The following is a 16,440-nucleotide window of genomic DNA, read 5'->3' as shown; positions in this document are numbered from 1 at the left end:
GATCACAAGATCGTGCGCGACCTGGCCGGCCTGGGCTTCGTCGAACGCGGCGAGAACGTGGTGCTGCTCGGCCCGCCCGGTGTCGGCAAGACGCACCTCGCCGTGGCTCTGGCGGTAAAAGCCGCCGAAGCCGGCCACCGCGTGCTGTTCATGACGCTGGACCGGCTGGTCAGCACGCTGATGCGCGCCCGTCAGGAGAACCGTCTCGATCGACAACTTCAGCAGCTGACCTACCCCAAGGTCCTGGTGCTGGACGAGATGGGCTACCTGCCGATGACCCGCGAGGAAGCCAGCCTGTTCTTCCGCTTGATTAATCGGCGTTACGAGCGGGCCAGCACTATCCTCACCTCGAACAAGTCGTTCATGGACTGGGGCGAGATCTTCGGCGACCAGGTCATCGCCACGGCAATCCTGGATCGGCTGCTGCATCATTCGACCACCCTGAACATCAAAGGCGAGAGCTACCGGCTGAAAGACAAGCGACGCGCCGGTTTAGTCACCACCCCCACCCCCAAGGAGAACGACACCTCACAAGAGCCTGAGTCTGTTCCGATGAAAGAGCACGGATAAAAACCGGACAATCTGAAGTGATGAAAAGCGGACAATCTTCATTGGCGTTGACAACGCTGCTTGAGAGCGTTTCGCCCCTATCTTCAGGCTGGCCGGGGCGGCCTCGTCGTCGTCCCAACAAGCTGCATGCGGATAAGGCGTACGATCATCGGGGCTGCCGACGATCGTGCCGAGCCCGGGGTAACCAACCCTGCATTGCCCGTCGGGGCGTGGAAGACGGTCAGTGACCCGGGCGTCATCGCTGGGTGGTCGAGCGAACCGGAATCCGTTGTTAAGTACCTATAAAAAAGTAATCCGGTATTCGCTGCTGTAACCTGACAGCACTTTATGGACATGGTCTTTCAAGGACATGAAGCTTCCGTAAGCCGTCAACGGCAGCCACTCATACTTGACCTTGCGCCAGAGAATCTCGATCAGGTTCAGTTCTGGCGAATACGGCGAGAGATAGACGACATGCACCCGCTGATTCAGCCAATCCAGCCGCTTGCGCTGGAAATGCGCCGAGCGATGGACGCTGGCATTGTCCAGCACCACGATGGCAAATGCGTCCGGCGGTTTCTGGGCCACCAGGTGGTCAAAGGTCTCGATGACCACCTCGGTGGTGATGGTCGCCATCGTCGCGTGATAGATCAGCTTGCCCTGACGACTCAATAAATCCGCACGTTCAGGCGACGACTGTGTGAGTAGGCCGGCATTTCCCGAGGGTGGCCGATAGGGCTCCAGGCGTAAGGCAAGGCGAAGGACTGGGTAAAGCCTGACTCATCGAAATAGTACCGTTCCGTCCCGCCCAGCTCTTCCCAACGCTGAAGCTCAGTCAGTAGGTCGTGGGTGTGGCGGAAGTCCGTCTCGTCACGCCGGCCTTCAGGGATCGCCGGGTACGTTTGAAGCTATAGCCCAGATTTTTTAAAGCTCGCTTGATCGTCATGGTACAGGCGCATTTCCCGGTTTCCTGCTGAAACCTGGCCTGGACGGCCTTCAACTGATGAGGTTGCGCTTAAACGAGTTCCAGTAACCGTTTCCGCTCCGCTTCACTGTAGATGGCGGGGCGACCGCTGCGCGGTTTGTCACGAAGCCCTTCGAGGCCCTGTGCCTCCCAGGCATCGAACCAGAGCGAGACCGTTTCGCGGGTGACGGACAAAATCTTGCCGATTTGGTCAATGGTATGGCCTTGATGGCTCAGCACGATGGCATGCGCCCGACGACGCAGGGCCGGTTTCTCGCCATAGGTGTAGGTTGCCATCAGTGCCTGATGATCAGCGTCGGATAGGGGCGGCACAAAGCGGAAGGTCATGCTCATCCTCCTGGCGCAACGGGTCAGGATGATAAGCATAGCGGAAAATATGTGTTCGAGTACTTACCACGGAAGCGAAGCGCTTGATAAAACAGGCTGGGAAATAGCTCCTATTAATAATTAATGGCCATAGTGCATCATACTATGGCCGCTTGGAATCAGGGGCTTACTGAATTCAGCCGCTCATCGATGGCTTTTTGAATATCCAAAAATATGGAAGGACCGTTAATCATTTCATCGATGTAAATTTCCCTAGGGTTATCTCTATCGAGTATCCACGCCCCCTCGTGTAAGCGCAAGGGTACATTAAAAAACCCCATTATATTGCTGCCCTTACCAAAGTTTCCATGAGCGTACGTACCCTTATCGTCTTCCTCAACAGCTTCGATTGTTAAGCCAATGGTGCTCTCCCGAATGAAGCTTGTATCGATATCGCACCCATTGAGACGGACATCAACTGCCCTCTGAACTGCCTCCAGGATTGTACTGCTCTGATTAGAGCATTCGAGTTCCCAGCTTCCGTCTCGCTGGAATACGGTTTCCTCATAAAATCCGAGGAACTCATCATTTTCATATAAATTTCCGCAAATGACGCCGCATGGCCTAGCAGCTTCGCCACTGTAATCAATAATGTCGTCGACAGTTAACGTGATCATAATGATTCTCCGGTTTGGTGTTATTGGCTGACTGATCTCAGCTGTGCCTATAATAATGTTTTCGAAGGACAAAGCAACCCGGGTAAAGCAACTCCACTTATAGTTAGTAATGTCTAATGACCGCGCGGCCGCATGGTTACTGAGTTTATGTATAAAACATAACCAGAAAAAAAATCTTTCCAAGGTAGCTACGTGCAAGGTGCGATCTTAAAGGCACTTTAGGCTTTGTCCTAAAAGTAGCATGTGCTAATTTACCCTATGTCGCAGTTGCATAGGTGACGGTATGACAGGACGCTATGATATTTCCGACCACGGTTGGGCCCAGATCGAAGATATCGTCTCCCCGCCTCAAACCATGGGGCGTCCACGCCGTGATGATCGCCAGGTGTTGAACGGCATCTTCTGGATCCTGTGCTCGCGGGCCAAGTGGCGCGATCTGCCCGAGCGCTATGGACCCTGGAAGACAGTCTATGACCGTTTCCGCCAGTGGCGAGATAGGGCACCTTTGAAGCCATCCTGGCCCGTCTCCAGCTTCGGCTGCGTGAAGATGGATAGATGGATGTGGACACCTGGATGGTCGACTCGACGACGATCCGCGCGACACGGGCCGCCTCGGGAGGCGGAAAAAAGGGGGGACCTGACGAACCGGTAGACCATGCGCTGGGCCGCAGCCGAAGCGGCTTAACGACCAAAATCCACATGGTCTGCGATATCCATGGCTTGCCCCTGACGTTCACGCTGACACTTGGGCAAGACTCGGATACGTGTCATTTCATTCCCACCATGGAGCAAGTGCGTCTCCCTGACCCGGCAGGCCGGCCTCGCAAGCGCTGTCGCTATGTGGTGGCAGATAAAGGCTATGACAGTAATGAACTGCGCCGTTACTGCGACCGTCATTAAATGATACCTGTCATCGGCAACCGCAAGATGCACCGGAAGCCTTGACTAGGGCTGCCAAGAGGGTTTGATAAGCCGAAATATCGGCAGCGGAATATCATCGAACGCTGCTTTGGCTGGGTGAAAGAGCTGCGACGAAGTTGCACGCGCTTTGACAAGTTAGCCAGCAGCTTTCGCGCGATGGTATGCCTGGCGTGCATAGATCATTGCCTGAATGCCGACTTTTCGGACAAAGCCTAGTCTGTTAGCATTGGCTAAAATTGGTTTTGGAGGGAACTCACGATGAACGTCACTTATCCCCTTAAATCTGAGGAATGGGAAAAATCTCTCCAAAACCATTATCTACGCACCGATGGCCCCTACGGTAATGCTCCCCTCACAACGTTGGATGCGACGCCTGCTGAGCTTAGATTTGCTGCTGGCCTAGATGAATATTCTGATGAAGAGGTTATTGAAGCCTTTTTGTCAATTTTTACACGCGATAGCGTTCGAAGGGTATTTGGTGGAACCGAGTCCTTTGGCGGTGGCTTTTATGCATTTCGTCACTTTCACTATTTAGTTCTTTCCTGTTTGGTGGAAGCGACGCTTATTGGCGTTGGCGATAACCATAATTTCCGCGAGCGCTTGGGTGCGCTGCTCAACGATGGTCTAGGGCCAGAGCAAGGTGTATCGGGCATTAACGGTCTCTGGAAAGCTCTGGCTAACCATCTAAATGCTAAAGCGGCATTAGGAGAAGCCTATCGCACGGTTGAGCTACCAAGCCCGGGTAATCGAAGCCAAATAGGCTATGCTGTCAAGCTTGCCTATCCGTCTCGGGGAGACTTGGCCTGCCTGAAAAAAGTGTTGCAGACACTACACGATCAGGCATTGATAAGCCGTGGCTCGTTGATTGATCACCTGTGGAGACGGCGACACCCCCTACCAGCACGGATGCAAGATGACCTTCTATCTCTTCGCCGAAGCTATCTTGCTGGCGACTCTATCGAGCAGTATGCCTTATGGCGCCAGATCGAGAGCGTGCTGGACGACATTGCACATGTCGAAACTTCTCGCAAAGTGCTGTTATGGCAGATATCCCTGAGCTTTGGAGGTTGGGAAGGAGACGAGGCTATCGTCGCACTATCGTGTGGCAATCGCCGCGCAGAATTGGAGACACCCCTGTGGGAGGGAGACTTTGCGGCACTCTTTAGTAGAAGGCATTTGCCCGCGCCACTTCGACAGTTGATAGATACAGGCCTCCTAGTGCTGTACGAAAGCCGAGGTGGATACTGGACGCAGGATGACCGCCGAATCCCCGAAAATAGCCAGGTCATTGTGCTTTCCAAGATTGCGGAAGTAACACAAGGCTTCGATGATCCCATTACCATACACGATGGTTGGAAAGCATCAGAGCCCATGCCTCTTGAAGTGGCTCTGGAAATCACTTCATACAAGGGAGTTTTGCCTTCTAAGCAACAAAACGCCTCTGAGTTTCGTATCGAGGATGGTGTGCCCCTTATGCGGGGCGTCTGGTTGGCCCGCCCCGGTTATCAGCCGATCATCCGTATTCCAGAGAAAGCGGATGTCAATATCCAGCCTCCGCTTGTCTTCGAACGTTGTGGAAATTTGGTTTGGATAACGGATACTGCATGCACTGAAGGCCAATGGCGCATTACCGTAAGCCAGCCCAGCGGTACCGCATCAAGCCTCGACATGAAACTTGAAAGCAATGCTCCTCGAGCAACCCAGTGGGCGCGACGTCTGGATAACTACGAGCCTGCCATTGAGCTTCGTGATAACGGCAATGGCTCATTCATAGATGGTGCTCTTCCGGTCACTGCCGGTATCTATCCCAACCGGCTGAGCGATGCGTTAGAAGCTCTGTATGCACGTGTCGGTGGTACAAGACCAGAAAAAGAAATCATCGGTCTGATACAGCGGGCTTTGCCTGATGAGCTTAATCAACATCTAGTCTGGGACTTGCTGCGTTCGTTACAAGAGGCCGGCTGGTTGGAACTAGATCTAAACCGTAAGTGGCGTGGACGTGCCTGGCGGGTACTGCCGCCAAGGATTGTTCTGACTGGCCAGAATTCAGCCATTGTGGAAGGCGCTGTGGGGACGTCCGAGCATTCATGCTTACGGGCTGAAGCCAAGAGACTTAGTGTTGAAGTCCATCTCAACGCGGAGCGCCCTTGGGCAGCGCCTGTATTCGGGCTGGTGGGGGAGGCATTGAAGCAGCTGGCAGAAGCCTTGGGCTGGGAAAGTGAAAGTGCCTTGCAGCCCAATATCAATAAGGCACCGACATGCTGGCCACAAGAAAATCGAGAGGGTGTTGGTTATCAATGTATAGCTACCTGGAAGCCGGATCCAGGATTATTTGTTAGTCAAGAGAGCCAGCAAAAGGGCAAAATCACTTTGGATCGCATGGTGCATGAAAAAGACAGGGATCTTTTCGTGATTAAAGGTGGAGAAAATACCTTCAAAACTACGCAGCGTGTTGTTGCTCTGATGGAATATGCACGACTGACGAAAACATCTCTTTTCATTAAAGACCGTACCACGTTGGTTCGAAATGGCTGCGGAGGATATTTGCCTCTAAAGGTAGCCATATGGTTGAGACGGCTAACAGGGGTGCAGACCGGACTGGATCTCACGCGGGGTAGGCAAACTTATCTGTATGGTAAGACGGATGCGGCGATTGAGATTATGCAACGGGCGTTTGGTATGGCCATTCAGTCACCGGCAAATACGTCGATAAGCGTGGCAGTGAAGCAGTTAGCAGCTCAGCGGCGGCGTGGTCTACGTCCCAATTATTACCAGTAGGAGATGAAGCACTTTATGGATGAGGATATCTATCTCGGGATTTGTGATGAGTACCCTTACCGGCCATTGGCGCGCATTACCTGCCAAGCAAAAGCGGTGAATGGAGCATGGTGTAAAAAAAATCTCAGCAACGAGCTTCCTCCAGTGGGAAAAGTCTTTTCTCCAAGCCTGCCGTGGATACAGCATCGGCAATCCGTTGCTGTCGTCGCAAAACCTAACCCAAGAGAGGTTGGTGATGGTAATGACCAATTGATTGTTGAGCAGGCAATTCCTCTGCGGCAGATTCTGGATTTCCGTCAACTGGGTATGGAGGCAGCACGTCGTCGACTGATCGAAGAGGGCCTCGTTCGCATCTCACCGTTTTCCAATGAGCTGATTGTTGCTTTTTCTGAGACTCAGTGTGTTGTTGTGAAAATGAGCCTGCATCCCGAGGGTGGACGATTTGTCACAGCTCCCGGCACCGTAGCTCTATACCAGCTCAATGCCGCTGTATTTGACGGCGTTGACTTCGATGGCATTTATTTCGAAGTTCCCGGTATAACGGTAGGAGAACTACAAGACGAAACGACTTGGTTACTGGATCAAGACCTTCTTGAAAAGCTATTGAAAGGCTTAAAAAAAATTGATGCAGAAGGGCCTTCTCGGGCCGAACGAGAACGTATCATTGCACTCGTCATCCGCGCGCAAAAATTGGCGACCGAAAATACAGATTGGGCCTATTTGCAGGTGTGGTTGCAAAGCTTTCTGCCTCAAATACTCACTAATATCGAGACCCCTGCACGTATCGCCGATACTCTGATGCAAACTAGGCCCATTCGGGAAGCACTGGAGAAACAACAACAACAGGCCTTTGAACAGGTGCGCAGCGACATCGAGCCTCGTGTGCGGGCTTTGGTCGAAACGGATCTGGAGTACCTGACTGTCAAACGCCAGACATTAAACTCAGAGATACAGCAGCAACAAGACACTCAGAAAGCGTTGGAGCAGCAAGCATCTTCAACGCAGCAGCTTATTGATAAGTTGAAGTCGCAGCTGACAGCGGAAATCGACACGCTCAACCACACGCTGGGTGAGATGGAAGACCAGAATACGCCGGTTTTTCAAAAACTGCTGAGCCGCCTGCATCATGTGCTGGGTGAAGAAGCGAATTTGTTAGCACCTATCGACCAGAGCATACCACCGTGGTCACGGATACAAACGGCTAATAAGGCACAAAAGGTTGCGGTTGAGGATCTGACGCAACGCTTTAAAGCGGAATCGCGGAGATCAGGCGTGTCGTCCGACGATTTTCGATATCTCGACATTGCCCTCCGGTCAGGTGCGTTGGTAGTGCTGCCGCAGCAAGCAGCAGAAACTATGATACCGGGGTATGCCAAAGTGGTGACCGGAGGCGACTTTGTCAGAGAGCCATTAGGACCTGGGGTGCTCAGTCTGAATGATCTATGGGCACAGCCAGCCACCGGGGAGAGAACCGGACTGGCACATGCCTGGTCTTCGGCGCTTCTCACGCCAGAACGGTTTCATCTTGTCTGGCTTGACGGATTGAATCGCACGCCAATGGATCTGTGGTTGCCCAGCCTAGTAGGGGCGATACGTAATATGCAGCGACCGATGAATCTCCTGCTGGTAGCGAGTGTGGACGCAGGCATGCTGGATGAAAAGCGTACTTGGCCTGAGTTGCCCAACGCCAGCCTCCCTTTAGAGCCCACCTCCGAAGCTGTCAGAGGAACACCCATTCCCATCGGTAATAGCGTATCGCCATCGACGACGTATCTGCCTTTTGTTCCCTACGGCATAGATAGAGCGGAGCAGAGTGCCTACTTAAGCGAACAAGACGATTGCAAGCCGCTGACGTTTAGCATGGAGGCCGAGCTTTACCGCGCCGAAGCGATGTACAGCGCCGATCCGACAGCGATTCGTGTTCGGCTTGAACAATTTTCCCGACAGTGCGAGCAAGGGCGTCAGTGGTTGACGCAGTTACTGGAAGATAACGCATAAGGAACGTGACATGCTGGATCCTATTGGTGCCTATCAAAATATCAAAGCGCTATATCTCTCTTATCTCGATACGGTCTATCGACTTAGGCGGCCTGAGCTGACGCAAGCGCGACGAGACATCCTGAGCCAGCCTGGCGCACTGATGCCAGAACCTTTTCTTGAACCGGTACTGCGCTACACACCTGCCTCACATTCCTTTGAAAGTTTCCTGGACGACGGTGAGCAAAATCCGCTCTCGCGTTTCAACCGCGAGCAGCGACGCGCCATTATTGATATGACATTCTCCGGCCTGTTCCCAGGCGAAAAGACAAGCGGTGAGTTCACACGCAAGAGTAAGTTTACCCCCTACGCCCATCAGGTCGATATGCTCCACCACGGGCTTTCCCATGGCACACCGGGTATCGTGACTTCAGGCACTGGTTCCGGCAAAACCGAAGCTTTCCTCCTACCCATTCTGGCGGAGCTGACAGCGGAAGCGACACGCTGGCCGGCACCGAGCGAAGGCTACATCTCCTCCTCTTGGTGGCAAGTTAACGAGTGCTTTGCGGTGCATCGGAAAGGCGAGGCGGCTGAACGCCCTAAAGCGGTGCGGGCGCTCCTGCTCTATCCGATGAATGCCTTGGTGGAAGACCAGATGGTACGGCTACGCAAGATGTTGGATTCACCGGAAGCTACCGACGTGCTAGATCGGCATGCAAACGGCAACCGGCTTTTCTTCGGGCGTTACACCAGTGCCAGTCCAGTACCAGGCTATCGTATTCACCCTCGTCGAAGTGATCAAAAAGAGAAGCAGCGTGCGAGAAACCGTCTCGATAGAACGCGTTCGGCACTACGTGAGATGGTGGAGCACCAGGAGCAGGCGTGCCATTATGATCTGCTGATGCAGCAACAAAAGAAAGATGAAGAGCCGACGCGCTACATGTTTCCCTCGCCACATGGTGCGGAGCTGATAACGCGTTGGGATATGCAGGAAACGCCGCCTGATCTTCTAGTGACCAACGTCTCCATGCTCAATGCTATGCTGTCACGCGATGTCGATGCGGCTATCTTCGACCAGACGCGAGAATGGCTGGAAACCGACCCGGAGGCGTATTTTTTCCTTGTGCTTGATGAGTTGCACCTGATTCGAGGCTCCACCGGTTCGGAAATTGCTGCATTGATCCGTACACTGATTAACAGACTAGGTCTTGATCGTCCTGAATTACGGCATAAGTTACGCATTCTGGCTTCAAGCGCATCCTTACCGATGGAAGGCGAGGAGCGCCAACAGAGCCTTCAGTATTTGTTTGACTTTTTTGGCCCGTTCGGGACATTTACAGGTCCTGGTAGTGAGGGCGCGCAAGCACCTGAATACTGGGCTAACGCCGTCATCACCGGCCAGCCCAAAGTGGTAGCTCCCATCGATAGTCGCCCTATCAAGCCGACGCCCTTTGCTGCGCTTGTGCACTACCTGACTCCGACAGGAGATTATGTTGGGTGGCTCAACGTGCCCATGAATGATGAACGCCTGCGAGGTTTGCTTGCCGACTGCGCCGCTGCCCTAGGACTGGATGCTGGGGCTGGCATCAACAATGCCATCGAAGAAGCGGCTGCGCGCATCACGCGAGCCTGTGTAGGTGAGGACGGCAAAATACGGGCGCGTGCTACTAGCGTCATCGCCGAAAAGCTGTTCGGTAGCCCCAACGCCATGGCAGCGCTGAGAGGCCTGACTATATTGCGAGGTTTGGGCGATCTTAATTCAGTGGATACCGTAGCGTTCCGTCAGCATTTGTTCTTGCGCAGCCTCGAGGGGCTTTTTGCCAGCCCGTATCAGTTGGAGGGGGCGTTGCAGTATGCAGGCTTGACGGTGGAACGCGGAGCCAGTCATGTCCAGACACAACACGGCATGCAGCGGCTGTTCGAGCTGTTTCACTGCGAGGGCTGCCATAGCGAGTTTATCGGTGGCCTGCGAAGCCGCAAAAGCGCCAGAAGCCCTGTATTCGAAATTCTGCCCAATACGCCGGATCTTGAACGATTGCCTGAAATTGGCAGCGAAACCGGTATCGAAGATCTCAGTCACGACGCCTTTGTTCTCTTCTGGCCCTCAACGCTAGAACCTCGACAGGGGGATAGCGACGCGGAAGCTTGGCATCCTGCCTGGCTTGATGCGCGTAACGGGCAGCTGCGCCCTGAAGCGCCGCCCAACGCTCCACCAAGCGCCATTCCTGGACATGTTTTCCACATGGCAGGCAACCGCCGCCAACCGCGCTCCGCAGGGCCGACCTGCTGTCCAGCCTGTGGGGCGGACTACTCCCGCCGTAGTGAGCAGCACCGTCGCTCTCCCATCCGGAGCTTCCGCACCGGGTTTGCCAAAACGTCTCAGCTGCTCGTCACCGAAGTGATGGAAATTCTCAAGCGGGCAGGCACCATTCCCAAGGTAGTGGCCTTCTCAGACAGCCGCCAGGATGCGGCCAAAACGGCGATCGATGTTGAACGCCATCATCATAACGATACGCGTCGTAAGTTATTGGTAGAGGCGCTGAACCAGGCCAGTCAAGCAATAGAAGATCGCGCAACGCTACAGCGTCAACAATACGAAGCCGAAAAAGCAGGTGACTACGATTTAGCTGACGAGCTATATGACAGGATTAAGTCATTGCGTAAAAGTGGTGATGCCGATCGGGTAGCACTCAGTGCCGTGTTGGAACGAGCGGATTCTTCCAGTAATAAAGTCGGCCCGTTACTACAAGGAATGGTAGAGATTGGCGTTCACCCTACTGATGAAACGGGGGTTAAACGTATACCTGGAGCTGAAAAAGATCGTGATTACGCATGGTCTGAGCTATTCACAGCTAAGCAGGACGGTGTGCGTTGGAAAGGCGACGTTGATGTACTCGACGTTAATGCCGCACGGCTAGCCGTTGCCACATCACAAAGGCCTTTGCTAGACGATGTGCTCTTTGCCCGTAACTACTTCGCACTAGAAGAGACCGGTATCGGTTATCCCTGTCTAATGGCGACAGCGGCAGACTGCGATGATCGTTTGGATGCGCTATTAAGGGTTTTGTCAGACAACTATCGGGTTGAAGCCAATCAATGGTTCCGCAGCGATCAAGTTCGAGAATGGCCAGATGGCCCTTCGGTGACTAGCCGCAGGGTTAAAAGCTTCATTGCTGCCTCGGGTATTAACGTTGACGACATGACAACGATGTTGGCGCAGCTGGGCAGCTTAGGGCATTCCAACGGCATTATTCGAATTGAGAAGCTTTATATTAAATTGGCGGAACCCGGTGCCCCCGTGTTTGAGTGTGAAACATGTGGACGTGCTCACCTTCATAGAGGTACAGGTATTTGTACCCGATGTCACACACCTTTGCCTCAAATAGCCAAGCTGGTCGCTGCTGACTTGCGCTCAAGAAATTACATTTCGCAGCGTCTTGAGCGGGCGCTTGCCCAAGACGAGAAGGTCTTCCGGCTGCGTTGCGAAGAGCTGACAGGGCAGACAAGCTCACCAGCGGAGCGCTTACGTCGCTTTAGGGGCATTTTCATTGATGAAGATATTGATAGCTTGAAACGTCGGGCAGAAGAGATAGATCTTTTGTCGGTTACCACGACGATGGAAGTCGGTATTGATATTGGCTCCTTACAGGCTGTCTATCAGGCCAACATGCCACCGCAGCGCTTTAACTATCAGCAGCGCGTAGGGCGAGCTGGTCGACGCGGCCAGGCTTTCTCGCTGGCCATGACGCTGTGTAGGGGCAGAAGCCATGACCTGCACTACTTCCGCCATCCGGAGGCTATCACTGGTGATGCGCCGCCACCGCCGTTTCTGACGAAGGATCACCTGGATATCAGCCTTCGCTTGATGCGAAAGGCGTGGTTAACCGCAGCGTTTTCGCATTTGCGTGATGGAACCGGAAGTGACTATCCAGGTGATGATGCCAAGCCCGATATTCACGGCGAGTATGTTCCCACCCTTGTGTTTTTTGATGGACCAGGGCAGTGGCCACGACGACTTGAAGAGGCATTGCACGAAACTTATCCGGGCGTAGAGTCACTAGCGGAAACTCTGGGTGCGGGTATTTCAGGGAGATCATGCCGTCTGATTGAAAAAATGCAGCCTGGTATTGTCATAGAAGAAATCAACAAGCTTGCCGAAGAAGGAAGGCGTCGTGATATAGGGCTTGGGCAATTTCTGGCCGAAAGCGGGCTGCTACCCATGTTTGGTATGCCAACCCGGGTGCGTCCGCTGTATCTGGGACTCCAGCCTACCGGTAAGAATGGCGCCGATTGGGATTTAGTTGATAGAGAGGTCGACATCGCGATCTATGAATTTGCACCTGGGCAAGTCATCGTGCGTGATAAGCGTTTGCATGAAAGTATCGGCTTTACGGATCAGCTAGGGTTTGTTCAACCGACCCGACAAGGTATGAGGCTGATGCCGGAACCTGCCGCACAATGGTGGACGGAAAAAAAACACATTGCTGACTGCCCCACCTGCGGTGCGGTCAAAATGATGTCATCAAACCCATTAGATAACGTAATGTGCAAAGACTGCTGCCACACTATTCCTATCGAGCATTTCCAGGCGTACTACTCGCCAGCGGGTTTTAGAACGGATTTTCAGCCTCGTGTGGCGGATTGGTTGGAGAAGCCTCGCCCCCTCCTGCGTCGCGAAACCAGCTCGATCATCTCACCAATGACCACATTAGATGTGGCGAATACCAACCTGTCTGTAGCCAGTGGTAACGAGGCCTCGGTGATTAGGCGTAATCGCGGTAGCTTGAATGCTGCTGGAGAACACGAAAGCTATGAGATAGAGTTGAAACAGCAGCATCGTATTTATTGCCCTAAGCGCCGCCAACGTATTGAGTACTTGACGAATCAGGCAGTGTTACCAGATAAAGCAAGTGGCTTTCGATGGAGTGATATGCCAGATGCTCCTGATCTACAGCATGTGCAGCTATTTTCACATAAGCGTACGGATGCAATGAGCCTCGGTATGCTCAAGATTGCATCAGGCCTCTCTATGGACCGCATCGGTCCCAGAAATCGTTCAGGCACCAACCTACGCGCAGCCGCGTTAAGCGCTACACATCTATTGGTACAACGTGCCGCTCTGGCGATGGATATTGCTCCCGAAGAATTCGAACCATTGGAACCTCGACTAAGAAAAGGCAAGCCATTCTTACAAATTGCCGATACGCTGGTTAACGGTGCTGGTTTTTGTCGTCGCTTGGCGGCAAAGCAAGGCGATAGGGAAGAGCCATTGGTGGTAGAACTTGTCCGATCAATGCTAAATAACCCGAACGATACGCTAGTCAGCTCTTTCTTTGATCCAACGCATCGCGGGGAGTGTGGGCGCGCTTGTTATCGCTGCTTGCAACGTTACGATAATAGAGGTTATCACGGCCTACTGGACTGGCGTCTTGGTTTGAGCTTTTTAAGATGCCTGATGGAACCACAGTACCGCGCAGGATTAGGCGGTGATTTTGAGCAATACCCAGAGCTGCGTGACTGGCCGCAGATCGCTGAGCAGGTTGCGCACGATATCCAGCGGCTCAACCCTGCTAAGCGCGAGATTCGGATGCTTGGGCCTCTTGATCTCCCGGCCGTGCTGGATCACGAGGAAGCCTTTGTGGTGGTGCATCCCTTCTGGGATGTTCAGCATTCGCTATCTGCTGAGATCCAAAAAACCAGGGAAGCGGTAGATGGGAGACTTTCCGTCAAATTTATCGATACGTTTGAAGCATCACGGCGCTTAATGAGTGCGTTGGATCATGCCTAAAACGGCTCTTCGTCGTTGGGTGTGGAATTCGCTCCCGGCGTTGAGCCACGATAGAGCCTCCACGACAACAGGAGGCATGGCATGCAGGGCACCCAGATTCTGACCCTAGGCCTGGAAGCGCCCTGGGTTCTCAAGGACCAGCACCTGGATACCGCCGTGTCGCCTCACCATCTGGATCTCTATGTCGAGGCTGAACGTGGCAGCCTCTACCCCTGCTCGGCCCACGACTTTGCCGACAAGACGTGGCGGCATCTGAACTTCTTTCAGCACCACCGTTATCTGTATGCCCGCGTGCCTCGCACCCAGTGCCCCGAGCATGGCGTCAAGCGCATCGAGTTACCTTGGGCGAGGCCTGGTAGCGACTTCACCTTGCTGTTCGAGCAGGCCGCCATTTCGCTGCTCAAGGAGATGCCGTTGCTGGACGTCTCACGACAACTGGAGATTTCCGACAAGCGCCTGTGGCGCATCGTGTATCACTATGTGGGCCGCATGCTGGGCGAGTTGGATCTGTCCAACGTGGCCACTGTCGGGGTGGACGAGACCACAAAATCGGCGACGCCGTGACTGGTACCTTTTAGGGGACCCATTTTGTTACCTGATTACGCATGTTGGTCAGCTATCGTCCCAGCTTAGCGCTATACTGGAATTATCTGGACAGTCAAGGAGATAGTGCCATGGCTCGCAATCCCATCCAGTTCCAGCACGGGCTATCGCTGCCGGCCTTCCTTGAGCAGTACGGCACGGAAGAGCAATGTCGGGCGGCGCTCTATCGGCATCGTTGGCCCAAGGGGTTCGTCTGCCCCGAGTGCGGCAACACGACCCGCTGCCAGCTCTCACGAGGGCACTACCAGTGCCATCATTGCCACCATCAGACTTCGCTCACCGCCGGCACCATCTTCCACGCCACCCATCTGCCGCTCACCACCTGGTTCCTGGCCATCTATCTGCTGACCCAACGCAAGACCGGCCTCTCGGCGCTGCAGCTGTCCCGCGAGCTCGGTGTCAGCTACAACACCGCCTGGAAGCTCAAGCACAAGCTGCTGCAAGTCATGCACGAGCGTAACCAGGGGGAGACGCTCACCGGGCGCATCGAGATGGATGATGCCTACCTGGGCGGTGAGCGGCAGGGAAAGCGCGGGCGCGGCGCGGCCCACAAGTTCCCGTTTATCGCCGCCTTCCAGACCGATGACGACGGCCACCCTCAGCGTCTTCAGCTGCGCCGCGTGACCGGCTTCGGCGTGTCCGAACTGACGCGCATCGCCGCCTCCATGGCGGCAGGCAGCCAGGTGGTCAGCGATGGCCTGGCCTGTTTCCAGGTGTTCGACAAGGCGCCCTATCACCATGAACGGCACGTGGTCGGTGGCGGCCGCGCCAGCGTCGAGCATCCAGCGTTCAACTGGGTGAATACGCTGTTGGGCAACGTGAAGAATGCGATCACCGGCACCTACCACGCGATTCGGGGCAAGCATACGCCGCGCTACCTGGCCGAGTTCGAGTATCGCTTCAACCGCCGTTACGACCTAGGCGCCATGATCCCGCGATTCCTCACGGTCGCGCTGCGAACACCGCCTATGCCTTACCCCCCCTGCTGAAGCTGGCTGAGCCATATACGTAATCAGGTTTTGTTATCCACTCAACCACCACAACACGGCGCCAATCAGTTCTCGGTGAATGAAGGCTGGTTGACGGATCGACACTGGCTAACGTCGACTCCTCCTCCACCAATTATGTCGGCTAATCCATCGCGGCCAGAAGTGCCCCTGCTTCTCGAGGTCTTCCAGGTACACCCCTAGGTTCGTCACAACGGAACAACGTACTGGCATTTCCTTGTCAGCCGCCAGACACGCCAGGTACTCAGGCGGCGTGGATGGGTTCGCCGCAACCGTACGGCGCACGTACGGCTCTGGGTCGACGGCCAGGCGAGTCAGAGCCTCGGGCAACGCTTTCGGGTTCACCGCAACCCAACAGCGGACGTCCGCCTCCGGGTCGGTGGCCAGTTGCGTCAGTAACTCGGGCGGCGTGGATGGGTTCGCCGCAACCGTACGGCGCACGTACTTCTCTGGGTCGGAGGCAAGATTTACCAGGAGTTCGAGCGGCGCATTCGGGTTTGCCGCAACCGCATTTCGCACGTACTTCTCCGGGTCGGAGGCAAGATCCACCAGGAGTTCGAGCGGCGCATTCGGGTTCTCCGCAACCTTCTGTCGGACGCCCACCACTTTGACGACAGAAAGGCGCGCCAAAAGCTCGGGGGGCGCTTTCGGGTTCGCTGCAACCTCCCAGGAAACGACCCATTCTGAATCGCCGGCTAGGTGAGCCAGTAGTTCGGACGCCGCAATCGGGTTCCTCGCAACCTCCCAGCGCACGGCCCATACAGGGTCGGAGGCCAGGTGCTCCAGGAGTTCGGACGGCGCATTCGGTTTTGCCGCAACACTTTGGCGCACGCACGGCTCCAAGTCGGA

Annotated in this window: 7 protein-coding genes and 4 pseudogenes; 8 read left to right on the top strand and 3 right to left on the bottom strand. The window is 54.5% G+C overall.

Features of this window, described 5'->3' with window-relative positions; all coding sequences use genetic code 11:
- Positions 1–570, top strand: a 570-nt coding sequence (gene istB / locus KG088_RS17410; protein WP_213827582.1) for an IS21-like element helper ATPase IstB, incomplete at its 5' end; no start/stop codon positions are given.
- An 86-nt stretch (positions 571–656) separates the two neighbouring features.
- Positions 657–794: pseudogene (locus KG088_RS19720) on the top strand (IS5/IS1182 family transposase); the annotation flags it as partial.
- 55 nt (positions 795–849) lie between these two features.
- On the opposite strand, the pseudogene KG088_RS17405 reads toward KG088_RS19720, so the two are convergent.
- Positions 850–1,861 (bottom strand): annotated as a pseudogene (locus tag KG088_RS17405) (IS630 family transposase).
- 158 nt (positions 1,862–2,019) lie between these two features.
- Entirely contained in the window at positions 2,020–2,517 is a 498-nt protein-coding gene (locus KG088_RS17400; protein ID WP_213827580.1) for a hypothetical protein, read from the bottom strand.
- Positions 2,518–2,800: 283 nt separating this feature from the next.
- Here KG088_RS17400 and KG088_RS17395 point away from each other — a divergent pair.
- The 6 genes and pseudogenes from KG088_RS17395 (at position 2,801) to KG088_RS17370 (ending at position 15,596) form a co-directional block, all read left to right on the top strand.
- Positions 2,801–3,654, top strand: a pseudogene (locus tag KG088_RS17395) (IS5 family transposase).
- Between the two features lie 42 nt (positions 3,655–3,696).
- The gene (locus KG088_RS17390; RefSeq protein WP_213827578.1) at positions 3,697–6,216 is read left to right on the top strand and encodes a hypothetical protein; all 2,520 of its coding nucleotides are present in this window, start codon (positions 3,697–3,699) and stop codon (positions 6,214–6,216) included.
- A 15-nt stretch (positions 6,217–6,231) separates the two neighbouring features.
- On the top strand, positions 6,232–8,214 hold the full coding sequence (locus KG088_RS17385) for a hypothetical protein (protein ID WP_213827576.1): 1,983 nt from the start codon (positions 6,232–6,234) through the stop codon (positions 8,212–8,214).
- Between the two features lie 10 nt (positions 8,215–8,224).
- On the top strand, positions 8,225–13,981 hold the full coding sequence (locus KG088_RS17380; RefSeq protein ID WP_213827574.1) for a DEAD/DEAH box helicase: 5,757 nt from the start codon (positions 8,225–8,227) through the stop codon (positions 13,979–13,981).
- Positions 13,982–14,062: 81 nt separating this feature from the next.
- Complete coding sequence (locus KG088_RS17375; RefSeq protein WP_250148351.1) at positions 14,063–14,545, top strand: helix-turn-helix domain-containing protein; 483 nt, start codon at positions 14,063–14,065, stop codon at positions 14,543–14,545.
- A gap of 110 nt (positions 14,546–14,655) precedes the next feature.
- Positions 14,656–15,596 (top strand): annotated as a pseudogene (locus KG088_RS17370) (IS1595 family transposase).
- Positions 15,597–15,681: 85 nt separating this feature from the next.
- On the opposite strand, the gene KG088_RS17365 reads toward KG088_RS17370, so the two are convergent.
- On the bottom strand, positions 15,682–16,440 hold a 759-nt coding region (locus tag KG088_RS17365), incomplete at its 5' end, for a HEAT repeat domain-containing protein (protein WP_213827570.1).

The sequence above is a fragment of the Halomonas jincaotanensis genome (assembly GCF_018448785.1).
GTDB lineage: Bacteria > Pseudomonadota > Gammaproteobacteria > Pseudomonadales > Halomonadaceae > Halomonas > Halomonas jincaotanensis.
Note: the sequence above shows the minus strand (reverse complement) of the source record. Positions and strands in the feature narration are given on the sequence as shown.